This window comes from Arthrobacter sp. SD76, from assembly GCF_049726125.1.
Classification (GTDB): domain Bacteria; phylum Actinomycetota; class Actinomycetes; order Actinomycetales; family Micrococcaceae; genus Arthrobacter; species Arthrobacter nitrophenolicus.
In genome coordinates this window covers 1,451,729-1,476,480 of record NZ_JBNBLR010000001.1, presented here as the reverse complement: position 1 = coordinate 1,476,480, position 24,752 = coordinate 1,451,729, and the positions used below count along the sequence as shown (strand labels likewise).

The 24,752-nt window shown below is 68.9% G+C and carries 15 protein-coding genes and 7 pseudogenes; 8 read left to right on the top strand and 14 right to left on the bottom strand.

Annotation, left to right across the window (positions count from 1 at the left end):
• Positions 1 to 64: 64 nt before the first annotated feature.
• Positions 65 to 866, bottom strand: a pseudogene (locus tag ACPEE0_RS07270) (hypothetical protein).
• A 158-nt stretch (positions 867 to 1,024) separates the two neighbouring features.
• Here ACPEE0_RS07270 and ACPEE0_RS07265 point away from each other — a divergent pair.
• On the top strand, positions 1,025 to 1,684 hold the full coding sequence (locus ACPEE0_RS07265) for a DUF1684 domain-containing protein (protein WP_424574223.1): 660 nt from the start codon (positions 1,025 to 1,027) through the stop codon (positions 1,682 to 1,684).
• A gap of 106 nt (positions 1,685 to 1,790) precedes the next feature.
• Here the strand turns inward: ACPEE0_RS07265 and ACPEE0_RS07260 are convergent.
• The 5 genes and pseudogenes from ACPEE0_RS07260 to ACPEE0_RS07240 all read right to left on the bottom strand — a co-directional run bounded on the left by ACPEE0_RS07260 (position 1,791) and on the right by ACPEE0_RS07240 (position 7,645).
• Positions 1,791 to 2,947: pseudogene (locus ACPEE0_RS07260) on the bottom strand (cysteine desulfurase family protein).
• Between the two features lie 7 nt (positions 2,948 to 2,954).
• Complete coding sequence (gene nadC / locus ACPEE0_RS07255; RefSeq protein WP_407709612.1) at positions 2,955 to 3,872, bottom strand: carboxylating nicotinate-nucleotide diphosphorylase; 918 nt, start codon at positions 3,870 to 3,872, stop codon at positions 2,955 to 2,957.
• Positions 3,865 to 5,619: an L-aspartate oxidase gene (gene nadB, locus ACPEE0_RS07250; protein WP_424574222.1), complete on the bottom strand. Its 1,755-nt coding sequence runs from the start codon at positions 5,617 to 5,619 to the stop codon at positions 3,865 to 3,867. The genes nadC and nadB overlap by 8 nt, the downstream gene beginning before the upstream one ends.
• Before the next feature lie 13 nt (positions 5,620 to 5,632).
• The gene (gene nadA, locus ACPEE0_RS07245) at positions 5,633 to 6,937 is read right to left on the bottom strand and encodes a quinolinate synthase NadA (RefSeq protein WP_424574221.1); all 1,305 of its coding nucleotides are present in this window, start codon (positions 6,935 to 6,937) and stop codon (positions 5,633 to 5,635) included.
• Positions 6,934 to 7,645: pseudogene (locus ACPEE0_RS07240) on the bottom strand (NUDIX hydrolase). Before ACPEE0_RS07240 ends, nadA begins: the two are co-directional and overlap by 4 nt.
• Positions 7,646 to 7,939: 294 nt before the next feature.
• Between ACPEE0_RS07240 and ACPEE0_RS07235 the strand changes: the two are divergent.
• The 4 genes and pseudogenes from ACPEE0_RS07235 to ACPEE0_RS07220 all read left to right on the top strand — a co-directional run bounded on the left by ACPEE0_RS07235 (position 7,940) and on the right by ACPEE0_RS07220 (position 10,911).
• A pseudogene (locus ACPEE0_RS07235) lies at positions 7,940 to 9,087 on the top strand (amino acid permease).
• On the top strand, positions 9,024 to 9,284 hold the full coding sequence (locus ACPEE0_RS07230; protein ID WP_424574220.1) for a hypothetical protein: 261 nt from the start codon (positions 9,024 to 9,026) through the stop codon (positions 9,282 to 9,284). The pseudogene ACPEE0_RS07235 and the gene ACPEE0_RS07230 overlap by 64 nt, the downstream one beginning before the upstream one ends.
• A gap of 63 nt (positions 9,285 to 9,347) precedes the next feature.
• The gene (locus ACPEE0_RS07225) at positions 9,348 to 10,175 is read left to right on the top strand and encodes an alpha/beta fold hydrolase (RefSeq protein WP_424574219.1); all 828 of its coding nucleotides are present in this window, start codon (positions 9,348 to 9,350) and stop codon (positions 10,173 to 10,175) included.
• 88 nt (positions 10,176 to 10,263) lie between these two features.
• Positions 10,264 to 10,911 carry a phosphoribosyltransferase gene (locus ACPEE0_RS07220; RefSeq protein WP_424574218.1) on the top strand — a complete coding sequence of 216 codons (648 nt, stop codon included), beginning with the start codon at positions 10,264 to 10,266 and terminating at the stop codon, positions 10,909 to 10,911.
• Positions 10,912 to 11,005: 94 nt separating this feature from the next.
• Here the strand turns inward: ACPEE0_RS07220 and ACPEE0_RS07215 are convergent, their stop codons facing one another.
• Positions 11,006 to 12,337: an MFS transporter gene (locus ACPEE0_RS07215; RefSeq protein ID WP_009356518.1), complete on the bottom strand. Its 1,332-nt coding sequence runs from the start codon at positions 12,335 to 12,337 to the stop codon at positions 11,006 to 11,008.
• Between the two features lie 252 nt (positions 12,338 to 12,589).
• On the opposite strand from ACPEE0_RS07215, the gene ACPEE0_RS07210 reads away from it, so the two are divergent.
• Entirely contained in the window at positions 12,590 to 13,324 is a 735-nt protein-coding gene (locus ACPEE0_RS07210; RefSeq protein ID WP_424574217.1) for an IclR family transcriptional regulator, read from the top strand.
• Between the two features lie 9 nt (positions 13,325 to 13,333).
• On the opposite strand, the pseudogene ACPEE0_RS07205 reads toward ACPEE0_RS07210, so the two are convergent.
• The 4 genes and pseudogenes from ACPEE0_RS07205 to ACPEE0_RS07190 form a co-directional block, all read right to left on the bottom strand.
• Positions 13,334 to 14,664 (bottom strand): annotated as a pseudogene (locus ACPEE0_RS07205) (MFS transporter).
• 134 nt (positions 14,665 to 14,798) lie between these two features.
• Positions 14,799 to 17,890, bottom strand: a pseudogene (locus tag ACPEE0_RS07200) (AAA family ATPase).
• Positions 17,887 to 19,065: an exonuclease SbcCD subunit D gene (locus tag ACPEE0_RS07195; protein ID WP_424574216.1), complete on the bottom strand. Its 1,179-nt coding sequence runs from the start codon at positions 19,063 to 19,065 to the stop codon at positions 17,887 to 17,889. The pseudogene ACPEE0_RS07200 and the gene ACPEE0_RS07195 overlap by 4 nt, the downstream one beginning before the upstream one ends.
• A gap of 57 nt (positions 19,066 to 19,122) precedes the next feature.
• Complete coding sequence (locus ACPEE0_RS07190; protein WP_424574215.1) at positions 19,123 to 20,088, bottom strand: aquaporin; 966 nt, start codon at positions 20,086 to 20,088, stop codon at positions 19,123 to 19,125.
• 146 nt (positions 20,089 to 20,234) lie between these two features.
• Between ACPEE0_RS07190 and ACPEE0_RS07185 the strand changes: the two genes are divergently transcribed.
• A complete protein-coding gene (locus tag ACPEE0_RS07185; RefSeq protein ID WP_424574214.1) occupies positions 20,235 to 21,326 on the top strand; it encodes an ADP-ribosylglycohydrolase family protein in 1,092 nt (363 codons plus the stop codon).
• A 34-nt stretch (positions 21,327 to 21,360) separates the two neighbouring features.
• On the opposite strand, the gene ACPEE0_RS07180 is transcribed toward ACPEE0_RS07185, so the two are convergent.
• Positions 21,361 to 22,383, bottom strand: a complete 1,023-nt coding sequence (locus ACPEE0_RS07180; RefSeq protein ID WP_424574213.1) for an exonuclease domain-containing protein — start codon at positions 22,381 to 22,383, stop codon at positions 21,361 to 21,363.
• 83 nt (positions 22,384 to 22,466) lie between these two features.
• Here ACPEE0_RS07180 and ACPEE0_RS07175 point away from each other — a divergent pair, with 83 nt between their 5' ends.
• Positions 22,467 to 23,243 (top strand): VTT domain-containing protein, encoded by a 777-nt coding sequence (locus ACPEE0_RS07175; RefSeq protein WP_424575254.1) that lies wholly within the window; start codon positions 22,467 to 22,469, stop codon positions 23,241 to 23,243.
• Positions 23,244 to 23,330: 87 nt separating this feature from the next.
• Here the strand turns inward: ACPEE0_RS07175 and rdgB are convergent.
• Together rdgB and rph are read right to left on the bottom strand one after the other, a co-directional pair.
• A pseudogene (rdgB, locus tag ACPEE0_RS07170) lies at positions 23,331 to 23,988 on the bottom strand (RdgB/HAM1 family non-canonical purine NTP pyrophosphatase).
• On the bottom strand, positions 23,985 to 24,743 hold the full coding sequence (gene rph / locus ACPEE0_RS07165) for a ribonuclease PH (RefSeq protein ID WP_354176731.1): 759 nt from the start codon (positions 24,741 to 24,743) through the stop codon (positions 23,985 to 23,987). The pseudogene rdgB and the gene rph overlap by 4 nt, the downstream one beginning before the upstream one ends.
• Positions 24,744 to 24,752 lie beyond the last annotated feature (9 nt).

Below are 24,752 nucleotides of genomic sequence, written 5' to 3'. Positions count from 1 at the left end.
GGGGGTGTCGGCGTCGGAAGGAAAGCCCCCGCCATACCCGCTCCTGTGGGAGCCGGCAGCGGGACTAGTTTTTGATCTCCAGAGACATTAGCATCCGCTGCACGTTGGCGAAGTCCGCGCTTCCCTCCACATACTCAGCCGCCTGGCCGAGGGTGTCGAACGCCTTGGCGGGGGCTACCCTCTCGTCCGGCGCGAACGCCTTCAGGGACACCAGGTCGCCGAAGGACCAGTCCCCTTGCCCGCCGGTCCGCGGACCACGTTCCGGAGTTCGCACGCCTGTTGCCGGCGCCGCCCACCACGTTGGTGATGCCGTAGGACCCGAAGAACCTGTACCCCTGGATCACCCGGAACACCATCCGCGGCGGGATGGTCCCCTCGCCGCCCGCGGCCGCCACGTCCACCGGCAGGCTGCTGATCACGGTGTACGGTTTGCGGACGCTTTCGGGGCAGTCAGCGGCCGACGGCGGCAGTCCGGTCCGCAGGGCTGCCATGAACGTACCGTCGGGCTTCTTGACCTCAATCTTCAGCGCACCGGGCAGGGTCCCCTCATCAGGAGTTACGGACTGGGCGATCCACTCCTGCGGCAGTTCGAAACTCACGGTCTTCGCGGGATCGGAGAACGTCTTCCAGGCGGCGGCCGTGGCGGCAGGTGACGGTCCGGCGGTGGCAATGGCGGAAGCCCCGTCCGTGGCCGGGGCCGGTGACGCGCCGGAACCGGCACTTGGGCCGGCAGGTGACGGCGTCGCGTCAGGCTGCGCCGTCCAACCGGGACCGCTGTCCTGCGGCCCGGAGCATCCAGGCACGGCCAACGCAGCAGCCAGCAGGAAAACGGCGGACAGGACGGGAACCGGTGCCTTGCCTCTCATGGAGCCAGCCTAGCCGCGCTTCCCTGCTTGCCACGGCGGGCGACGGGGTGTTTCCTGCCGGCCCCTCCCGTCCGGATCCCAGCCGCCGGACCGGGCGTGCCCGGTGGGCGTGTCGCCGTCGAACCTGCATACCTGTCACGGGGGCTAGGCTGGGGACTATGGCGGAACAGCACGGCACGGCCGAAGAAAACCCCGCGGACATCTCCGCCGTCGACATCGCGGACTGGCGGCTCCGGACCTTTGCCCTGTACGAAAACGTCCGGAAGATCTCCGCCGAAAGTCCGGCGGAGGCGCATTCCTACTGGCGGCACCAGCGGGACCTGATGTTTGCCACGCACCCGGCCTCGGCACTCACTGCCGAGGGCAAGGCGCTGTTCTCCGGCCTCAAAACGGCCGACTATGACCCCATCTACCGCTTCCACGTGCCGCTGACCAAGGAGGGTGCCGGCCGGGAGATGGCGGTGGACACCGGGACCGACGGCGTGGTCCACTTCATCCGGCTGGGCACCTTTGACCTGCCGGAGATGGGGCAGCTTGCCGTGTGGAAACTGCATGGGTACGGCGGCGGCATCTTCGTGCCGTTCAGGGATGCGACGGCGGGCCAGCCGGGCGGCAGCTACGGTGGCGGACGGTACCTCCTGGACACCATCAAGGGCGCCTTCCACGGTGTCCAGGGCACCGGCGCCGATGCCACGTTCGTCCTGGACTTCAACTTTGCCTACAACCCGTCCTGCGCCTACAACGAGGCGTGGGCGTGCCCCCTGCCGGGCCCGGCCAACCGTCTGGCCGTGGATATCCCGGTGGGCGAGCTGTACTGACGCCCGCCTAAGCCGTGGCGTCGTCGCGCCGTCAAACAATGCTGCCGGCGCCCATGGCCAGCGATCAGCGACCAGCGCCGTCAGCCCGTGCGTTCAGCCGGCGCCGTCAGCCTGCGCCCAGGGCCCTGACGCTGGTGACGGCGGAACCCACGGCGGCGGCCGCAGCGGCCAGGTCCTCCGCGGTGACGGAGGAATCGAAGCTGAACCGGACCGCCGTCTGGGCAACCTCGGCGGGAATCCCCAGGGCCGTCAGCACCGGCGACGGCGCATCCGATCCGGCTGCACACGCCGATCCGCTGGAACACACCACGCCCTGGCGTTCCAGTTCCAGCAGCACGGACTCGCCGCTGGTGCCGGGGAAGCAGAAGGACGCCACGGACGGGAGGCGGTCCGTGGGGTGGCCGGTGAGGACGGCTCCGGGACGGCCGACAACACTGCACTGACGAAGTTGTCCCGTAGCGCCGTGACCCTCGCCTGCTGGTCCTGCTGGCGTGCCTGGGAGAGTGCCAGCGCGGTGGCCAGGCCGACGGCGCCGGCAACGTTCTCGGTGCCGGACCGCCGGCCCCGTTCCTGCCCGCCCCCGTGGATGAGCGGTTCCATCCTTGTCCGGCTCCGGACATAGAGCACGCCACAGCCTTTGGGCGCCCCCAGTTTGTGGCCGGAGATGCTCAGTGCGTCCACGCCGAGGGCCTTGGTGTCCAGGGCCAGCCAGCCTGCCGCCTGCACGGCGTCGGTGTGGAAGGGGATTCCGCGCTCCCTGGCCAGGGCGTCCAGCTCCGTGATCGGCTGGACGGTGCCCACCTCATTGTTGGCGTACATCACGCTGACCAGCGCCGTCTCCGGCCGGAGGACGTCCCCGAGCGACTTGGGCGTCACCTGTCCATAGCTGTCCACCGGCACCACGTCCACACTGAAGCCGTGGAAGCGTTCCAGGTAGCGGGCGGATTCCTCCACCGCCGGGTGTTCGACGGCGCTGATCACCACCCGGTTCACGGCAGGGTCCGCGGCCTGCCGGGCCAGGGCGATGCCCTTCACGGCCAGGTTGTCAGCTTCGGTCCCTCCCGACGTGAAGGTCACTTCGCCCGGCCGGCAGCCCAGTGCGGCGGCCACGGAGGCCCGGGCGTCAGCCAGTGCCCGCGCGGCGGACTCCCCCAGCGTGTGGTGGCTGGAGGGGTTTCCGAATTCTCCGGTGAGGTAGGGCCACATGGCCTCGAGCACCTCACGGCGGACGGGGGTGGTGGCGGCGGCATCCAGGAAAATCACAGTGTGCTCACCCGACGGTCAGTTCCACGTCCAGGCCGAGGTCGAGGGCAGCCACTGTGTGCGTCAGGGCGCCGACGGAGATGACATCCACGCCGGTGGCGGCGATTTCCGCAACCGTGTGGATGTTGACGTTCCCGCTCGCTTCCACCCGGGCCCGTCCCGCCACCAGGGCAACCCCTGCGGCCAGCTCTTCGGTGCTGAAGTTGTCCAGCATGATGGTGTCCACGCCTGCCGCCAGGACCGGTTCAATCTGGTCCATCCGGTCCACTTCCACTTCGAAGTGCGTGGTGTGCCCCAGCTGCGCCCTGGCTTCGAGCAGCAGTTCCGTGAGCCTGGCCGGGTCCCCGCCGGTCATCACCGCCAGGTGGTTGTCCTTGGCCAGCACTGCGTCGGAGAGGCTGTAGCGGTGGTTGGCCCCGCCGCCGCAGCGCACGGCAAAGCGCTCCAGGATCCGCAGGCCCGGGGTGGTTTTCCGGGTGTCGGTGATCCGCGCCCGCGTGCCCCGGGTCAGCTGCACGAACTCGGCGGTCCGGGTGGCGATGGCGGACATCCGCTGGACCAGGTTGAGTGCAACCCGCTCGGCGAGCAGCACGGACCTGGCGGGGCCGCTGACCCGGGCGAGGTGGGTGCCGGCGTCGAACGTTTCCCCGTCCGCCACCAGCAGTTCGACGCTGATGCCCGGATCCACCAGCTGCATCGCATCGCGGAACACGGTGGCCCCGCTGAGGACACCTGGCACACGGGCGTTCAGGACGGCCGTGGCTCGGGCGGCGGCCGGGATCAGCAGCTGCGAGGTGATGTCCCCGGCTGGGGCGTCCTCGGCGTACGCCCGTTCCAGGATTTCCCGGACGGGGCCTGCGGGAAGGGTCAGGCCGGGAGCCCGCCCGGGACGGACGGCCTGGTCGATTACGGAGTGCTCAGTCATGGACAAGGCTCGCTTTCGGAAGTGACATGGTTTCGACGGGTTCGTCGCTGCGGTAGTGGGCACCAAGGGATTCGGAGCGTTCCAGCGCTGCAGCAACCAGCAGCCGGGCCGCCAGCAGCAGGTTCCGGTCCTCATGCGCAGCGACGGCATCAGCAGCACCGGTTGGAACGACGCCGGCCCACCGCTCCAGGGTGCCGGCGGCCTCCCCCAACAGCTCCCCCGACCGCAAAACACCAGCATGCGAAGTCATCAACCGGCGAAGAGCCTCCCGCGAAAAACGAGCATCCCCTCCCCCACTAAACGAGAAACCGGCCCCGCCAGCTGAACCAACCCTCGCGTCTCCCAAGGTGCAGCGTGGCTCGGCGCCTGCCGGTGCTCCGGAAGCGGACGTCAAGGGGAGGCCGGCAGCGGCCGAGACAGTCCGCGGAGGAGCGCCGGCAGGCGCCCCCCAAGAAGCGCCGTCGGGCGAGGCGAGGAAGTCCTCAACAGCGCGGCGGCCGAAGACGAGTCCTTCGAGGAGCGAGTTGCTGGCCAGCCGGTTTGCGCCGTGGACACCGGTGCGGGCGACTTCGCCGGCGGCGTAGAGCCCGGGGATGCTGGTGCGGGCGGAGTGGTCGGTGGCGATGCCGCCCATCCAGTAGTGGGCCGCCGGCGCCACCGGGACAAGTTCGCGGGTCCAGTCGATGCCGGCCTCGCGGGTCTTCCGGGTGAGGGTGGGGAACCGGCGCTCGAGGAACCCTGCGCCGCGCGCCTCCTCGATGACGCGTGCGTCCAGGTAGACGTGGCCGTTCGGGTCGCCGAGTTTGGCCAGGTGGAGGGCGATGCTGCGTGATACGACGTCGCGCGGGGCGAGTTCGGCGTCGGGGTGGTAGGCGCGCATGAAGCGGCGCCCGCCGGCGTCAACCAGGATGGCGCCTTCCCCGCGGACCGCTTCGGAGATCAGCAGCGGCCCGGCCGGGGCGGCAGACCGGTCAGCGGCCGTGTCCACCATGCAGGTCGGGTGGAACTGGAAGAACTCCAGGTCCGCGGTGGCTGCGCCGGCGCGGACGGCGAGCGCGAGGCCGTCGGCGGTGGCAACGCCGGGGTTGGTGGTCTGGGCGAACAGTTGGCCGGCGCCGCCCGTGGCCAGCAGGACGGCGTCGGCCTCGATGCCGGCTGTCCGGCCGTCCTGAAGATACCCGACGCCGGTGACCCGGCCGCCGTCCTTCAGCAGGGCGGTTGCGTAGGCCCTGGTCAGGACCCGCAGTTTGCCTTCCGCCTGCGCTGCCAGCACGGCACGGATCAGGGCCTCGGCAACCCTGGCGCCGGTGGCATCGCCGCCGGCGTGGAGGATGCGGGGCGCGCTGTGCGCCGCTTCCAGGCCAAGGGCCGGGCCGCCGCCGTTCCCCATGTCAAAGCGCACGCCGAACCGCCGGAGGCCCTCAATGTCCAGCCGCGCTTCGGTGCACATGAGCCGGACGGCCACTTCATCGCAGTGCCCGGCACCGGCCCGGAGTGTGTCGGCGATGTGCGCGGCCACGGTGTCGCCGGGCGCGGGGACCTGGAGCACGGCTGAAATCCCGCCCTGGGCGTACCAGGTGTTGCTTTCGCCCAGCCGGCCCTTGGTCAGCAGGACGGTATCGGCACCGGCGTCGGCCGCCAGCAGGGCGGCGTACAGGCCGGCGATGCCGCTTCCGACGACGACGAGCCGCTGCCGGGCGGGCGCTGCTGAGCTGGTCCCGGACGGGACCGTCCCTCGCTCGAACATGGTGGGGCCTTCGCTACGGCCTGGCCGCGAGCATGCGCTCAAGGGCGGTCCGGGCGTTGGCCTGCACGGCATCGTCCACGGTGATCCTGTTCACCACCCGGCCGGCAACCAGTTCCTCGAGCACCCAGGCGAGGTAGCCCGGGTGGATCCGGTACATGGTTGAGCAGGGGCAGATGACGGGGTCAAGGCAGAAGATGGCGTGCTGCGGGTACTCGGCGGCGAGCCGGTTAACCATGTTGATCTCGGTGCCGATCGCGAAGGTTGTGGGCTCCGTGGCGCCGGCGATGGCTTTCTTGATGAAGTCCGTCGAACCGGCGGAATCGGCGGCGTCAACGACTTCCATGGGGCACTCCGGGTGGACGATCACCTGGACGCCGGGGTAGTCGGCCCGTGCCTTGTCGATCTGGGCGGTGGTGAAGCGCTTGTGGACGGAGCAGAACCCGTGCCACAGGATGACCCGTGAATCCAGGAGCGCCTGCTCACCGTTGCCGCCGAGTTCCTTGCGCGGGTTCCACATGGGCATCTGCTCCAGCGGCACGCCCAGCGCCTTTGCGGTGTTGCGGCCCAGGTGCTGGTCCGGGAAGAACAGCACGCGCTGTGCCCGCTGGAAGGCCCATTCAAGGACTGTCTTAGCGTTGGACGAGGTGCACACGATGCCCCCGTGCTCGCCGCAGAATGCCTTGAGGGCTGCGGAGGAATTCATGTAGGTGACGGGAATCACCGGAACCCGGCCGTCGGCGTCGGGCTCGGTGCCGAAGATTTCCTCCAGCTGTTCCCAGCACTCGGCGACGGAGTCTGCGTCGGCCATGTCCGCCATGGAGCAGCCGGCGGCGAGGTTGGGCAGGATGACAGCCTGGTCGGGCTTGGAGAGGATATCCGCGGTTTCGGCCATGAAGTGCACCCCGCAGAAAATGATGGCTTCTGCGTCCGGCCGGGTGAGTGCGGCGTTGGCCAGCTGGAAGGAGTCGCCCACGAAGTCCGCGTACTGGACAACCTCGTCCCGCTGGTAGAAGTGCCCCAGGATGACGGCACGGTCCCCCAGTGCAGCTTTGGCGGCGGTGATGCGTTCGGCAAGCTCGGCGTCGCTGGCGAGCTTGTATTCCTCGGGCAGCTGCCCCTGCCGGGGGGTAGCCGCCGGTGCCACGTCGGCGCTCGAGGCTCCCGGACCGTAGGCGGGGACACCGGCGAGCGCCTCGGCCAGATCGTAGTCCCACGGGCCCTTGGCGAGGGCGGGGCTGCAGGTGCTGCCTTTGGCGGCTGCGCCCTTTTCGGCCTGTTCACGCGTGATGAGCTGGATTGCTGTGTTGACGCTGCTCATGGTGTGCTCCTGTTGTCTGGATCAAGGCCGGGACGGCCGGTAAAGCGGTAGAGGCGGGGCGGGCGGTGTTTACCGCCCTGGAGGAATTGGTCTGTTTCTTCGATTTCCGGGGTGGATCTGAGCTGGCGCCGGAAGTTGGCCGGGTCCAGTTGGCGGTCCAGGACCGCTTCGTAGACCTCGCGGACCTGGGCGAGGGTGAAGTACTCGCCCAGGAGGTGGTAGGCCACCGAGCCGTAGGCCAGCTTGTTCCGGAGGCGCCAGAGTGCGTAGTCCACAATCGCTTTATGGTCGAACGCCAGGTCGCCCAGCCGGTCCGCCCGGAACCACCGCACATTCTCGGAAACGTCGGCAAGGGCCGCCTCCGTCGGCTGGACCAGGGCCCAATAGACAATGGAGACCACCCGCTGGGTGGGTGACCGGTGCAGGCCGCCGAAGGCGTACAGCTGCTCCAGGTAGTTGGGGGCCAGGCCGGTCGTTTCCCGAAGGTTCCGTGATGCGGCGTCCTGGAGGGACTCATCATGGCTGAGGGGTCCGCCGGGCAGGGCCCACAGTCCCTTGAAGGGTTCGCGGATGCGGCGCACCAGCGGCAGCCACAGGGTGGGCCGGCCAGATGTTTCGCTGGGCCGCAGGGCGAAAATGACCGTGGAAATGGCGAGCGAAGGGGGGCGCGGCACGGCGCTCAGAGACATTCGCTGAGCTGTAGTACATGCATCCACCTCCTTCGTAATTACGGTCCGGCTGCCGGCTCCGACAGTTATAGTCAACGTGACCATAACTGATTCTAAGGCCGTCGGGCCCTAAACCGGAAATGTGTCCGACGCGACTGAAACGCGCCCCGGGCCGGATGCGCCCGGAGGCCCGGCCGGGGCGGTTCGGCAAGGCGCCCGCCAGGCGGTAAATTCGAGTGGTCCCAAGAGGACGAAAACCCAAGACCCCAAGAAGGTTCACTTCCATGACGACGAAGTCCGCCCCGCCCGCCCGCAGCACCACCTCGGCCACAGCATGAAGCCCCGGCAGCTCACCATGATGGGGCTGGGATCCGCCATCGGCGCCGGCCTGTTCCTCGGTTCCGGCGCCGGCATCCAGGCGGCGGGCCCCGCGGTGCTGGTCTCCTACCTTGTGGCAGGGACACTCATCATCCTGGTGATGTGGGCACTGGGCGAGATGGCGGCGGCGAATCCGACCAGCGGGGCCTTTTCCGTCTATGCGGAAAGGGCCTTGGGCAAGACTGCCGGGGCCACCATCGGGTGGCTGTGGTGGCTGCAGCTGGTGGTGGTGATCGCCGCCGAAGCACTCGGCGCCGCAGGGCTGCTGTTTTCGGTATGGCCCGTCATCCCGGTCTGGGCACTTGCACTGGTCTTCATGGTGGTCTTCACCGGGATCAACCTGGCCGGCGTCCGGAACTTCGGGGAGTTCGAATTTTGGTTTGCCATCCTCAAGGTGGCCGCGATCGTACTGTTCCTGGTGGTGGGCGCAGCCCTTCTGCTGGGACTCCTGCCGGACGTTGCCTCGCCCGGCCTGGCAAACCTCACCACGGATTTCGCCCCGGAGGGACTGGGAGGCATCGCCTCGGCGCTCTTCGTGGTGATCTTCGCCTTCGGTGGAACCGAAATCGTCTCGGTGGCGGCAGCGGAGACGGAAGATCCCGAGCACAGCGTGGGAAAGGCCATCCGCACCGTGGTGTGGCGGATCCTGGTGTTCTACATCGGCTCGGTGTTCGTCATCGCCGCAGTCCTTCCCGCCACGTCCGGCGCACTGGCGTCGCCCTTCGCCGGCGTCCTCGACGCCGCAGGCATCCCGGTGCCGCCACCGCCATAACCCTGGTGGCCGTCGTCGCGCTCCTTTCCGCGCTGAATGCCAACCTGTACGGCGCCTCGCGGATGGTCTATTCACTGGCAGAGCGGGGGGAGGCGCCGGCTTTCCTCTCCCGGCTGGCCGGGCAGAGCGTCCCCATGCTCGCGGTCGCGGTCTCCGTGGCCTTCGGCTTCATTGCCACCGTCCTGGAACTGCTCTTCCCGGAGCGCATCCTGCCGGCACTCTTCCAGCTGGTGGGGTCCACCTGCCTGGTGGTGTGGGCAGCGCGCTGGTGTCCCAGCTGGTGCTGCGCCGCCACGCGGACCGGGAGGGCATCCGCCTCCCCCTGCGGATGAAGGGCTTCCCCGGCCTCACAATTGTTGGCCTGGTCCTGCTGGCACTGATCTTTGCCGTCGGCTTCAGCGCCGACGCCAGCCGGGTGCAGCTTTTCAGCACCTTTGCCCTGATCGCCGGCATCGCCCTGGCCTGCGCGCTGGGAGCCCGGTTTACACGCCGGTCCTCCGGCGCCGCCCGGCGCCAGCACGGCAGGTAGAGTGATGCCAGGCACCGACGCGCCGGGCCCGCCCGGACGCATGAGTTGATGAGGACTGACAGCATGAGCGGCAGGCACACCGGCCAACAGCAAACCCACACTGTGGAGGGCACGGACCCCCAGCTGTACGTGGGGGTCCACGAACCGGAGGAGGATGCCGGGCTCCGGCCGGTGCTGCTGCTGCACGGCTTTTCCTCCTCCTCCAAGCTCAACTGGGAGGACACCGGCTGGGTGCAGGCGCTGCTGCAGGCGGGACGCCGGGTGATCACCGTGGACCTGCCGGGGCACGGCCGCAGCGGCGCGCCCGAGGACCGTGATTCCGACTCCCCCAGCAGGATCCGTGCCGACCTGCTGCAGGCAGCGTTCGACGCCGGCGTTCGGCCCCTGCAGCCAGGCGACCCTTCCAGCGGACTGGACGTTGTGGGCTATTCGCTGGGTTCCCGGCTCGCCCTGGAGTTCGGCGCAACCCAGCCGGAGATCGTCCACCGACTGGTCCTGGGCGGAGCGAACACCGCAGATCCACTGGCGGAGTTCGACCTGGTGGCCGCCCAGGACTACCTTGCCGACGGCACCCCGATCGCCGACGAATCCACTGCCCGCCTCCTGAAGATGGCCCTGCTGCTGCCCAGCAACAACATCTTCGCCCTCCTGTCCCTGGTGGAGGCCATCAAGGCAGAACCGTACGACCCTTCCGAGGCCGTCCCCCACGTTCCGATGCTCCTGGTCTCGGGCGACCAGGACGAACGGGTGGGCAGCCTGCCGAAACTCGCAGAGCTGGCGGCAAGCGCCGGTTCCATGGCCGAACAGCTGGTCCTGCCGGGACGCAACCACACCAACGCCGTCACCAGCCGGGCCTTCAAACAGGCCGCCATCGCGTTCCTGGCCATATAGGTCCGGCATCTCTGCCGCAGTGCCCGGGCACAGGCTGCCCGGGCTGGCGGTAGGCTGAAACCAGGTGCAGGAAAGCCTGGAGGAGCAGATGGTTACCCGTTTCGAAGACCGCACGGAGGCCGGCGAGCGCCTGGCCGCGGTACTTCCGCAGTTCCGGGAGCGGCCGGACACCCTGGTCCTCGGCCTGGCACGCGGCGGGATTCCGGTGGCCGCTGCGGCCGCCAAGGCCCTCTACCTTCCCGTGGGAACGGTGCTGGTGCGGAAACTGGGCATCCCCGGACATGAGGAGACCGCCTACGGAGCGCTGGCGTGGGCACGCGGCCGCACTGTCCGGCTCATCAACAAGCCCCTGCTGGACCGCGTCCTGGAGCACGGGGTTCGCCGCGAGTGGCTCGATGAAGTGGAGGAGCGCGAGCGTGCCGAACTGCTCCGCCGCGTGGACCTCTACCCCGGCACCGAACATGACCTCAGCGGGAAGACCGTGGTGCTGGTGGACGACGGCCTGGCCACCGGCGCCACCATGCGGGCCGCCGTCGAGGCAGTCCGCGAAGGTGGGGCCGCTACCGTGGTGGCCGCCGCTCCGGTGGCCTCCATCGATGCCGAGGCCTCCGTGGAGCGCGTTTGCGACGCCGTGATCTGCCTGCACCTGCCGGGCAAGTTCCGTGCGGTGGGCAGCTTCTACCGGCATTTCGAACAGCTCACCGACGACGACGCCATCAGCTTCCTGAGTCAGTAGCACTTCCAGCCGCGCACGGCAGCGGGCCCGGACCACCTGGTCCGGGCCCGCTGCGGCCTATTGATTATTGCGGCGCTTTTGGCTGCCCTGGTCGCTAGTGGTGGCTGACTCCCAGCGGCCTGCCCTTGGTTTCCTTTGCGAGCACCACGCCAATGGCGGAGATGACGCAGAGCACCATGATGTAGATACCGATGGAACCGGCCCACTTGGTGGTCTGCAGCAGGAACTCGGCGATGGTGGCCGCGAACGCGCCGCCCAGGATGGCGCCGAAGGCATACCCAATGGAAATACCCGAATAGCGGACATTCGCCGGGAACATTTCCGCGTACATCGCGGACATGGGGCCATAGGAGAGGCCGAGGCCGATCGTGAGGACGAACAGCGCCACGCCGTAGAGCCAGATGTTCTTCGTGTCGATCAGGGCGAACATCGGAATCATCCAGGCGAAGACGATGGCATAGCCGGTGAGGAAGGTCTTGACGCGGCCGATGCGGTCCGAGAGCCACCCGCCTACCAGCGTAAAGATCAGCCAGCCGAAGGAGGCCAGGGTAGTGGCCAGCAGGACCGGCGGGGCAGGCATCTGCAGCGTGCGGGTTGCGTAGGCGATGAAGAACGCGATCAGCAGGTAGCCGGCGGCGTTGTTGGCGATGAAGATCATGGTGGAGTACAGGACCGGCTTCTTGTGGCTGCGGACCAGTTCACCCAGCGGCGCCTTGCTCTCCGCCTTGCGGGCAGCCATCTCCTGGAAGACCGGGCTTTCCGCCACGGCGCGGCGGATGAGGTAACCCACCACGATCAGCACGATGGACAGCAGGAACGGCACCCGCCAGCCCCAGGCGGCGAAGTCTTCCTTGGACATGCTGCTGTTCAGGAAGAACAGCAGGCCCGTGGCCAGGATCATGCCCACGGGAACGCCGATCTGCGGATAGGCGCCGAACAGGCCACGCTTGTTCAGGGGTGCGTGCTCCACGGCCATCAGCGCCGCACCGCCCCATTCACCGCCGGCCGAGAAGCCCTGGACAATCCGAAGGAGGATCAGCAGGATGGGGGCCCAGGCGCCAATCTGCGCGTAGGTGGGCAGCATGCCGATCAGCGCCGTTGCCGCGCCCATCATCACCAGCGTGAAGACGAGCATGGCCTTGCGTCCCAGCCGGTCGCCCAGGTGTCCCGCGACGACGGCGCCAAGCGGCCGGAACAGGAAGCTGATGCCGATCAGGGCAAAGGAGAGGATCTGGGCCAGGCCGGGATTCGATGCGTTCAGCGGCGCAAGGAACAGCGGTGACAGCAGCGTTGCGGTCAGCTGGGCAAAGATGAAGAAGTCGTACCACTCGATGGTGGTGCCTACGAGGGTTCCGGCGAGGACCTTGCGTTCCTCCCGGCGGGTGCTGGGGCCGGCAAGGGTGTCCACCTTGGACGGTGTGGTCATTGAAACTCCATTGTTCATTGGCAGCAGTGCCGCCGGGACGCCTTCAGGATTACCGACAGAACGGTCAGTTAGTTAGTAGGGTACTACGAAATTGTGAGACAAGACACGCCCTGCGTGAACTTTCGTTGAGGGGAGGCCTATGGCTGCGGCGTTCCATATGGGAATCCCGGGTTCACATTCCGGAAAAGTGCGGGGACTGGGTCACAATAGGAGCTACGGAACGCAATCAGCCGGCCACCTAGGATGGAACCCATGACTCCCCCCGCTGCAGCCCCTTCAGGAGCCGCGCCGGCGCAGGCTTCCGCGTCCCAGACGCTGTCCAGGGGCATCCGCGCCCTGGAAATCCTCGCCGCCGCCCCCGGGCCGTTGACCATCGCGGAACTGGCCGACGCCATGGGCGTGCACCGATCGGTTGCCTACCGGATCCTGCGCACCCTTGAGGACCATTCGCTGCTGGTGCGGGACGACGCCGGCAAAGTCCAGCCGGGGCCCGGGCTGGCCGTCCTGGCGCGTGGGGTTTCGCGGAACCTCCAGGCGGCGGCGCTTCCCGAGCTGACCCATTTGGCCAACACCCTGGACATGACGGCCTTCGTCGCTGTGTGGGACCACCACGACTGCATCACCCTTGTGACCGTCGAGCCCAGGCATTCAGGCGCTACAGTGGCCCAGCATCCGGGCACCCGGCACCCGATCAACGCCGGCGCCCCGGGCATCGCCATCCAGTCGGCACTCACGGAAGCCGAATGGGACCGGCTGGACACGGGGATCCCCGACCGCCCGGAGGCGGGCGAGGCACGCCGGAAAGGCTACTCGGCCAGCCATGACGAAGTCATTGCGGGCGTCTCCTCGCTGGCAGCCCCGGTCCGGGTACCTGGCGGACGACCGGCCGCACTCGCCGTCGTCTATATCCGTTCCGCCCATGATCCGGAGACCGTGGGGGCCGCCCTTGCCGAAAGTGCCGCCCGGATCGAGCGCCAGCTGGCCTGACGGCAGCTGTCAGTTGGCGGCCTGCCGGGTCCGCAGGACCCGGGCGGCCGCGGCCCCGAGCAACGCCAGCACCACGGCAGCGCCGACAGGAACCACGAAGGCCGCATGGTGGCCGCCGGCTTCTGCCAGGTAGCCGCCGATGGAGGAGCCAAGCGCTGTTCCCGCCACAATCCCGCTGGCCAGGGCAGTCATGACGGTTCCCAGCCGGCCCGCAGGTGCCAGCACGCCGCCGGCTGCGAACACCGTGACCATGACCGGGCCCACCGGCAGGCCGAGGATGAGCAGGACGGCCACCATGCCGGCGAGCGAGGACGGAACCAGCAGCAGCAGCGCCAGCAGCGCCATCAGCGCCGCAGACAGGGTCCACCGCCGGGAGAGCCCGAACCGCTGGGGCCAGTAGGCAACCGAGAGGGCAGCAGCGGCGGAGCTCAGGCCCATGACGGCATACAGCAGTCCGGCGAGTTCGGATCCTGCCTGGCCGGCCGAAAAGGAGCTCAAGGCAGCCTGCGTGGAGCCGAAGAAGGTTCCCATGCAGACCATGGCCGCCACGGGCAGGGCTACTGCCGCGGGGATCCTGCCGGCGCCCTGGTTGCCCTTGTTCCCGTTGTCGCCCTTGGTCCGTCCCTGGCCTGGCCGGACCGACCGGTGGGTGGGATGGGCGGCGAAGGCGGAACCAGGATGATGGTCATCGCCGCAGCGAGCGCCAGCGGGAGCCATGGAGCCACGAGGCTGGCGAGGATGCCCACCAGTGCCGGCCCCAGGACAAAAGTCACCTCATCCGCGGTGCTTTCGTAGGACAATGCGGTATCCAGGTCCCGCTTGTTGGCCGTTGCGGGCCCGTGCAGTGTCAGGGCCATCCAGCGGACCCGCGCGAGCGGGCCCACCTGCGGGCAGCTGGCGCCGGCGGCGAACGCGGCGGCAAGGATTGCCGGGTGGAAGCCCCCGGAGCTGCCCAGGCCCGTTGCCGTGAGGATCAAAGCCACCACTGCTGCGGTGTTGATGAGCGCAGAGACCATCAGGACGGGACGCTGCCCCCGCCTGTCGGCCAGGGCACCAAGCACGGGGGCACCAAGGGCTGAGCCGATGCCGACCGCTCCGGCGGCCGTCCCGCCCGCGGCGTAGGAGCCGCTGACGGAGGTGACCATGGTGAGCGTGCCGACGGTGAGCATGGCCAGCGGCAGCCGGGCGAAGAGGCCGATGGGGATGAAGCTGCGGCCGGCCAGGTGGGAGAGCCTGGCGAAGCGCCCCTGCGGTGCAGTTCGTGTACGTTCAGTGCCTGAAGGGGAAACCTGGCCGCGGGTGCTGGAGGTGTCTGTGGACGGGGAGGTTGGTGATGTCATTGCGGGCTCGTTCAGTTCATGCGCATCGTCCCTCCTCCCGATGCGCGCAACCCGGTAACTGGAAAATTATAGCGTGGAAGTCATAGTGCGCCCCCGAATGCCGCCGGGCACCCGCTTCAGGCGGGACTGGCGGATCAGGCTCCCAGATCCGCAGCCTCGGAAATCCGCAGCGTGGACCCGTTCCGGCCTTTCAGCACCTGCAGCTGGGTGCCGATACGCTGCTTCATTTCGCCGACGTGGCTGACGAGCCCCACCACGCGCCCGCCGTCGCGCAGGCCCTCCAGCGCGTCCATGACTTGCTCCAGCGACTGCTCGTCCAGGCTTCCGAATCCCTCGTCCACAAAAAGTGTCTCAATCTCGACGCCGCCCGCTTCCTGCTGCACGACGTCGGCGAGGCCAAGCGCCAGGGACAGGGATGCCATGAACGACTCGCCGCCGGAGAGGGTGGAGGTATCGCGGCGGCAGCCGGTCCACTGGTCCACCACTTCCAGGCCCAGCCCGGACCTGGCACCCTGGCGGCCTTGGCATCAGTGTGCTGCAGCAGGTAGCGGCCATCACTCATTGCCACCAGGCGCTCTGACGCCGCGAGGGCCACCTGCTCAAGCCGCGCCGCCAGCACGTAGCTGTTCAGGCTCATCCTGTACGTGTTCTCCCCCGGCCGGCCGCGGCATCGGCCAGGCCCGCGAGCATCTGCGCATGCTCCGCCGGTCCGCGGACAGATTCCGTCAATGTCTCATACTCCACGCTGATCGCGGCCAGTGATTCCTGGCAGCGGCCCGCCATGCCGGCTGCGAGCTGGGCATCCCGCGCCTCCTGGCGGGCAGCGTCCGCGGCGTCACGCAAGGCGGCAAAACGTTGCTCGTCAACGCTGAATCCGGCGGCCTGTTCCTCAAGGGCCAGCACGATGTCCTCCGAGGCAAAGAGCTCGTCAACCCTGGCTGCCTCATCCCGGACGGCACGGACCTCATCCTCCAGGGCGGCTGCCTGGGCGGACGGAAGCAGCTGCTCCCTGGCTTCGCCGGCAGTGGCGAAGCCGGCCTCCGGCAATGCCAGCTCCAGCTGTGCCCGGGCCTCGGCAGCCTGCGCCCGGGCATGATCCAGCTGCGCCCCGGCCTCCACTGCCTTGTCCAGGACAGCCACCGCGTCCTCCAAGGACCGCAGCCGGCGGGACAAGGTGCGGTGCCCGCCGCGCAGCTCCGAGAGGGCATGGTCCAGGGAGGAAGCCTGCCCGGACAGGTCTGCCAGCGAGGCCTTCACCTGGTGCAGTTCCGCGTCCATCCCGGCCCTTGACGCCTGGGCCGTTGCAAGGTCTGCGTCCAGGGCATCCAGGCGGGCCCGGACTGCCGCAAGCTCCTTGACTGCCGCGTCGGCTTCGGCGGCCGCGGCACGGGCCACGTCCGCGCTTCCAAGGGCGTCGGCTTCGGGGGTGTCCCCGCCCTGGCCCGCGAGGACTGCCACGTGCTGGTTTGCTTCAGCCAGTTCGGCACTGACCAGGGTGAAGGCGGCTTCTGCGGCTTCATACCCGGCGTGGGCTGCGTCCTCCTCCTGGGCGAGGCCCGGACCTCCGGGCCCGGCGGCGGCGGGGGCGGGATGGTCTTCACTGCCGCAGACCGGGCACGGCGCTCCCTCGGCCAGCTGCGCGGCCAGCTCGGCAGCTGCGTTCGCCAGCCGCTCTTCCCGAAGATCCAGCCAGCGGCGTTTGGCTTCCAGCTGGTTCTCGCGGCAGGCGTCATACCGCAGCTTTACGGCGTCACGGGCTGCGGCAGCCGCCGCATGCCGGCGGACAACGTCCAGCAATTCGGTGGCGGCAGCGGCTTCCTTGGTGCGCAGCGCGGCAGTGCCAGCGTGCTGGACCAGCTGGTCCAGGCCCCCGGCGAGCCGGTCGCGTCTTCCTGGAGCGCCGCCATCCGGCCGTCCAGTCCCGAGATCCCACAGTCCAGTTCCTGTTGCTTCCCGGACAGCCGGTTCTGCTGCCCGCGGAGGGCCTGCAGCCTGTCCTCGTCCGGCAACCTTGCCTCGACGACGGCCAGAAGCGAGCGCAGACGGCCCAGCTCCCCGGCTGCAGCCGCAGCGCCTGCGCCGGCCAGTCCCGTATCCTGCACACCAGCACTGTCCCGGCCAGGTGCTTCGGCCCAGCCCAGTTCCAGCCGGGAAATTTCAGTGCTGTCTTCCACGGCGAGGCGGAGCAGGGTATTGGCAGACTCGGCGGCGCCGGCGGCGCTCCGCACCCTGGCCTCCGCTGCATCAACACCCTTCAGGTGCCCGTCGAGGACGGCTGCCTGCCGGTGGCGCGCCAGGCGGAGGGCCAGGCTTTCCAGCCGGGGCGCGGCTTCCTGGACGGCCGCCCGGCGGGATCCGGCGGCGTCAAGCCGGCGGCACCGCCCTATCCTGGCGCTTTCCTCATCAACGGCACGGGCTTGTGCGCTACTTTCCGTTTCGGCCGCCTTTGCCACGTCCCTCAGGTGGCCCAGACGTTGCCCCGCCGCATGGCGCAGCCATTCCAGCCGGGCAGCCATATTCTCGGCGGGTGGAGCGTCTGCCGCGTCCAGTTCCACGGCGGCTGCTTCGGATTCAGCGCGTGCAGCGAGGACTTCGAGTTGTCCGGCCAGGGCGGAGACTTCTCCCTTGCCTCAACCGCCTGGCGGGAAAGTTCCTGTTCCAGGGCCTCAAAACGCTGGGTGCCGAACAGCTTTTGCAGCAGTTCCAGCCGCTCTGCGGCCTTTGACCGCAGGAATGCGGCAAAGTCCCCCTGCGGGAGCATCACCACCCGGGTGAACTGTTCCCGGTCCATGCCGAGCAGGGCCAGGATTTCGGCCCCGGCCTCGTCATTCCGCGCCGATTTCTCCACCCATGCGCCATCCACGAATTCCCGAAGGAGGGTCTTGGCCTGCTGGGTGGTGAACCCGTTCCTGCCCCGCGCACTGGGCTTGTCCCAAGCCGGCGAGCGCGTCACTTCGAACCGCCGCCCCTGTGCGGAGAATCCACAGGTGACGGCCGGCTCCCGGCCCGGTTCAGCATGGTCGCTGCGCAGGCGCTTGCCGTCCTGGCGGGCCCCGGGAACGGACCCGTACAGGGCAAAGCAGATGGCGTCCAGGACGCTGGTCTTTCCGGCGCCGGTGGGCCCGTTGAGGAGGAACAGCCCGTGGCCGCTCAGCCGGTCAAAGTCGACGTCTTCCGTGCCGGCGAAGGGGCCGAATCCGGAAATGCTCAGGTGGTGGATCCTCATCGCAAGCCCTCCAGCAAGCGCACGTTCTCAAGGGCGGCGGCGAGGGCCGCTTCCTCAGCCGCGTCCGGGACGCGGCCGCGCACGTGCTCGAGGAACCCGCAGCACACGGCGAGATCGTCCGGCGCCTCGGCCAGCCTGCTGCTGTAGGTGGCGGCACTGGCGGCAGTCCCGCCCTGAGGCTCGAAGCCCAGGACCAGGGCGTCCGGAAACCGCTCCCGAAGCCGGTCCATTGCCCGGACAGGCCGCTGCGCGTCCGTGAGGGTGATCTGGCAGTAGGCGGTTTCGGCCCACGCGTGTTCCGGCGACTCCAGGAGGTCCTGCAGCGGACCCCGCAGGACGGCCAGGGAGCGTGCCGCTTCGAACAGCACTTCCTCCACTGCCTCGACCCCGTCCGGTCCGATGTCCACCAGCCAGGCCCCTTTCCGGTGCCGCGCCTCCGAAAACGAATAGGCCAGCGGGGATCCGGAATACCGCACTTCAGGGGACAACGCCTGGCGGCCGTGCAGGTGGCCGAGGGCGGTGTAGCTGAAGCCCTCGAAGAGGTCCAGGGGTACGGCACCCACTCCCCCGATGCTGAGGTCGCGTTCACTGTCCGAGCTGATGCCGCCACTGGCAAACGTGTGGGCCAATACCACCGACTGGATGGGGGCACTGGCCGCACGGCGCGCGATGTCTTCACGGATCAGGCTTGTGGCAGCCCGGGTGACCTCGAAGTGGCTGGCCGTCTGCACGCCAAGCTGCCCCGCGACAAGCCGGGGTTCAAGCCAGGGGATGCCGTAGATGGCCAGGGTGGCTTCCTTCCCTGCCCGGTCCGCGCCGAGTGGAAGCAGCAACGGCTCGTCCAGGTTCTCCACGCGGGTCCGGAGGTGCACTCCCCCGCGTTCCAGCAGCCGGGCGGCAAAGCCAAGGCGGATGGCGGAGTCGTGGTTTCCACTGGTGAGGACCACCTTGGCGCCGGCCGACGTCAGCCGGACCAGGGCCTCGTCCAGCAGGTGGACCACGTCCACGCCCGGCAGTGCGCGGTCGTAGACATCACCGGCGATCAGGACGACATCCACCTGGTGCCCGGCCACCGCCTCCACGAGCTGGTTGATGAAGGCGCGCTGGGACTCCAGCATGCCCACGCCGTGGAAGGAGCGGCCCAGGTGCCAGTCCGATGTGTGTAGTAACCGCATATTCCCAAGCTATCCGGAGCCACTGACAGTTTGCGTCACCGCCGCAGCTGCCCGCGTTCAGCCCCTCTTGCCCTCGAAGAATTCCTGCGCCTCGCTGGCGCCGCCGTCGCTGTCCTTCCGGGACACTGCCACGCCCCCCGCCGGGGCAGCCACGGGCGCCGCGTCGCCTTCGTCGTCGGACACGTCGGACACGTCGGACACGTCGGACCCGGTGGACCCGCCGGATTCTGCACCCGGCCCCGAAGCCGGGACTGCGTGTTCGCCTGCCTGCTCACCCGCCCGGAAAGTGCGGAACACCAGGCCGGCGACGGCGGCACCGGCCAGCGGCGCGGCAAGGAAAACCCACAGCTGTTCCAGCGCCCAGCCGGAGCTGAAGAACGCGGATGCCGCGGCACGTGCCGGGTTGAACGGGAGATTGCCCACCGCCTGTCCCAGCTGCAGCAGGGCCGCAAACGTCAAACCCACGGCGACCGGCGCGGCGGCGCTGTTGGCCCGGCCGCGGGCGGCCGCGCCGAGGAACACGGAGACGGTGATGGCGGCGCCGATGACCTCCAGCAGCAGCACGGCGGCCAGTGGCGCCTGGACGATGGAGTGCTCGCCGAAGCCGGCGGTGACTGTGTCGAACGCCGTGCGGCTGTCCGCGATCCCGGGAAGGGTCCGCAGGACCGCGTAAAGCGCCAGCGCTCCGAGTGACGCCCCGGCAAGCTGGGCCGCCACGTAGGCGGCCGCAGCCCCGGCGCGGATGCGTCCCGCCAGGAGGTGGCCCAGGGTGATGGCCGGATTGAAGTGGCCGCCCGAGACGTGTCCGAACGCCAGCATTGCGGCGGTCACGGCCAGGCCGGCGGCGAGGGCTGCAGGCATCGGGCTGGACTGCGGGATACTGAACAGCGGCACCCCCAGGCCGGTGACGGCCAGGATCAGGCTGCCGAATCCCTCGGCGGCGAGCCTGGGGAACAGGCCGGGCCGGGAAGCGTCCGGGCTGCCGGTCAGGGCGTCGGGTCGGGCTGGAACGGGGGTGCTCATCGTGGAACCTTCAGGTCGGTGTTCATGCGGGTGCTGCCGCCAGGCAACCTGAGCATTATTCCAGCCCAGGCTGGAGGTTTGCTGGGGGCCCCGGAGCGAACAAGACGCCGGCGGGACCGGCCCGGGCGCCACGGTAAATTTACTGCATGAGCATCCACACCGGGGCACCCGCGCCCACTTTGAAGTCACGCATCCACGGTTCCCTGCTGGGCGGCGCGCTGGGTGACGCGCTGGGTTACGCGGTGGAGTTCGACGGCATGGACGAGATCCGGCGCCGCTTCGGCGCTGACGGGCTCACCGGTTTCGAAGCACTGTCCGGCGGCAGCCACTTCTCCGACGATACCCAACTGACGCTCTACACCGTGGACGGGCTGGTGGAGGCGCTGGAATGGGCCAACTCGGGCGTGGGGGCGGACGTCAATGCGTGCCTCTGGCTCGCCTACCTGCGGTGGCTGGCCACACAGGGCGAACCAGCCCCCGCCTCGGCTCCCGTGCCCCAGCCCCGCTGGATCGATGGACACACCGTGCTGCACCAGCGCCGGAACCCGGGCAGGGCCTGCATTTCAGGGCTGGCGACCGGCGAGATGGGTACCGCGGTGCGCCCCGTCAATCCGGAGTCGAAGGGGTGCGGCACGGTGATGCGGTCGGCACCGTTCGGGCTGGTCCCGCACATCACGCCCGACGCCGTGTACAAGCTAAGTGCCGATGCCGCTTCCCTTACGCACGGCCATCCGTCCGCCCGGCAGAGCGCCGGGATCTTCAGCCTCCTGGTCCACAAGCTGGTCTCGGGCGAAGGCCTGGCGGAGGCGGCGGCCGGCGTCACGGCCCATGCCGCAACCATCACCGGCGTGGCCCCCGAACTGCCGGAACGGCTGCAGGCGGCGCTCCAGCTTGCGGACAAAGGCATCGTCCGGCCGGAGGAACTGACGCAGGTGCTGGGCGGAGGCTGGGTGGCCGAGGAGGCGCTCGCCGTCGCACTGTACGCCGTGCTGGCCACCACGCCGGGTGACTCTGACGGGCCGGACACACCGGCGGTCCGGCACTTCCGGGACGCCATAACCCTGGCCGTCAACCATGGCGGCGACAGCGACTCCACCGCCTCCGTGGCCGGCAACATCCTCGGCGCCTACTACGGCGAGGACTGCCTGCCCGGCGACTGGCTTGAAGCGCTGGAGGCCCCTGACGTTATCCGCGGGATGGCCGACCTCCTGGTGCGCGTCACCACCGGCGAAGGCTGATGCCGGCGGCCGCCGGACCAGCCGCACGCGCCACCTAGACGGTGGCTGGTTCTGCGCCGGCCACCATCTGCAGGAACTCGCCCTCGGACAGCACCTCAATCGCCTGGCCCCGCTCATGGAGCTCCAGGACGCGGCGCGCTTTGCCGGTCAGCCTGCCCGAGCGGAGGTCCGAGGCCACGAAGCCGTCACCGACCACCAGGACGGTGGTACGCCCGGTCACCCGGCTTTCGGTCCGTGCCCCCACTTCGGCGCTCATGACCTTGGCCTCCGGGCGCCCGATGGACAGCTGGCCCGTGAAGACGACGGTCTGGCCGAACAGCGGATGGCCCGGCCCGGCGTCGGGGTTGGGTTCGGGGTTGATGCCTTCCTCGGGCCAGCCGGCGCGGAACGGGCGGGCCAGCGCCGCACCGTTGCCGGTTGCTCCCGGCAGGGACATGCCGGCGACGGCGGCAAGGCTGGGTTTGGAGAGCGGATCCACTGCGGGGTCAAAGGCCTGCTGGCGCGGCACCGCGAGGCCCAGGGAGAGGTAAAGTTCGGCGATGCTGTTGGCGTTGTTCCGACGGGCGATGTCGATAAGGATGCCGGCGCAGGCCCGGGCGTCCTCCGCAGCGTCGTGGTGCTTGACCAGCGGCACGCCGGCTTCTTCCGCGGCGAACGGCAGCGAGTTGGACACCAGTGAATAACACCGCCGCGAGAGCATCACGGTGCAGACGTAATCGTAGGCAGGGCCGGGAAGGCCGGAGACCTCCAGGGCGGAGCGGATCACGCCCAGGTCGAACGCCGCGTTGTGGGCCGCCAGCACGTCGTCGCCGATAAAGGCACCAATTTCGGCGAACACGTCCCCGAACCGCGGCCGGTCCGCGACGTCCGCGGCACTGATGCCGTGGATCCGGACGTTGTGGAAATCGAAATGGTCGTGGTTCCGCGGCGGGCGCATCAGCCACGAGGCCTCGTCCACGATCCGGCCGCCCCGCACCTTGGTGAGCCCCACTGCGCAGGGAGAGCCCCTGAAGCCGTTCGCCGTCTCGAAGTCGATCGCAGTAAAGTCCAAACCCACGGCCCCCACCTTACCGCCGCCTGCCCCCGGGGCCCTGCAGGCACAGGCCCGTCAAGTACCCTTGAAGGGTGAACTTTCCTGTGATGAACGACCTCGCCGTGTCCATGCTGGGCGGGGCAGGACCGGTCCAGCCGCAGCTGGCCTCCTTCCTGCCCGACTGGCTGAACCCCCAAGTCTTCCTGGCCGATCCAGCCCTTGCCCCGTGGGTGGTCCTATTGGTCTGCGGCATCGTCTTCGCGGAAACCGGCCTGCTGGTGGGGTTCTTCCTGCCCGGCGACTCCATGCTGTTCACCGCCGGCCTGCTGGTGGCCACCGACACCATCAAGTTCAACATCTGGCTGTTCGCACTGCTGATTGTGATTTCCGCCATCATCGGCAACCAGACCGGCTACTTCATCGGTTCCAAAGCGGGCCCGGCCATCTTCAACAAGCCCAACTCCAGGCTCTTCAAGCGCGAGAACGTTGAGAACGCACACGCCTTCTTCGAGAAGCACGGCGGAAAAGCGCTGATCCTTGCCCGGTTCGTTCCCATCATCCGTACGTTCGTCCCGGTCATCGTGGGTGTGGCCCAGATGAGCCGCAAGAAGTTCTTCCTCTACAACGTCATTGGTGCCCTGCTCTGGGGCGGCGGCGTCACCCTGCTGGGCTACATCCTGGGCGACCGCATCCCGTGGATCCGGGACAACCTGGACATCATCTTTATCGCCATCGTGCTGGTTTCGGTCCTGCCGATCGGCATCGAGGTTCTCCGCGGCCTGTCAGCCAAGCGCCAGGCAGCAGCCTACGGCACCGACCCCTTGGACGAATTCATCGAGGAGCACGCTCCCGAGGACGAGCAAAAGACGCGGCGCCTTCCCTAAGCGGGCCAGTCCAAAGCAGAGGCGCGTTTCCCCGGCCGGGGAAACGCACCCTCTGCTTTTTAATTCAGCGTCTAAGGCATGGCCGGGTCAGGAATCCGCGGCCTGCAGGGCCTCCACGATCGACGGCAGGAGCGCCCGGAAGGCCTTGCCGCGGTGGCTGATGGCGTTCTTCTCCTCTGCGGAGAGCTCCGCGCAGCTGCGCTGCTCCCCCGCCGGCTGGAGCACGGGATCGTAGCCGAAGCCTCCCCCGCCCCGCGGCTCGCGGAGCAGGATGCCTTCGAGCTGCCCGTACCTCCACCACTTCCCGCCCCGGGTTGCCGTCCGTTGCCGGCACCGCAAGGGCGGCCGCGCACACGAACGCCGCACCGCGGTGCCGGTCCGGAACGTCCGAAAGCTGGTTGAGCAGGAGCGCAAGGTTCGCGGCGTCGTCGCCGTGGCTGCCGGACCACCGCGCGGAAAAGATGCCCGGAGCCCCTCCCATGACGTCGACGGCGAGCCCGGAATCGTCCGCGATGGCCACCAGGCCGGTGGCATCGGCAACGGCCCGTGCCTTCAGCAGCGAGTTCTCGGCGAACGTCACGCCGGTTTCGACGACGTCGGGGGCACCTGCCGCCGCCGCGTCCACCACCTGCGTGTCGACGTCGAGCCCCGGAACCTGGCCGCGCAGCAGCTCACGCAGCTCCCGGAGTTTGCCCTTGTTGTGCGTGGCGAGGACCAGCCGGGGGCCGGCGCCGGCCGCGCTCACAGGGTGTCTGCCAGGGTCTCACGCTGGATGGCCGCAAGCTGGGTGGTGCCCAGCAGGGCCAGGTCCAGGAGCTTGTCCAGCTCCTCGCGGTCGAACGGCGCGCCCTCGGCAGTGCCCTGCACCTCAACGAACTTGCCGGAGCCGGTGACCACCACGTTCATGTCGGTCTCCGCACGGACGTCCTCGACGTACGGCAGGTCCAGCATGGGCACGCCGTCGATGATGCCCACGGAGACGGCTGCGATGGTGTCGATCAGCGGCTGCGCGCTCTTGGCGATGAGCTTGTTGTCGCGGGCGAAGCGGATGGCATCGGCAAGGGCCACGTAGGCGCCGGTGATGGCGGCCGTACGGGTTCCGCCGTCAGCCTGCAGGACATCGCAGTCCAGCACGATGGTGTTTTCGCCGAGGGCTTTTGTGTCGATGATGGACCGCAGGGACCGGCCGATGAGCCGCGAGATTTCGTGCGTGCGGCCACCGATCTTGCCCTTGACGGACTCCCGGTCGGAGCGGGTGTTCGTTGCCCGCGGCAGCATGGCGTACTCGGCCGTGACCCAGCCCCGGCCCTCGCCCTTCAGCCAGCGGGGGACGCCGGCGGTCAGGGAGGCGGTGCACAGGACCCTGGTGTTGCCGAATTCGATCAGCGCCGAACCCTCAGCCTGGTTGGACCATCCGCGCGTGATGCTGATGGGCCGGAGCTGGTCCGGGGCGCGGCCGTCGGCACGCACGATGGGCACTGCAGTTGCTTCAGAAGTCATGCCTTTAGC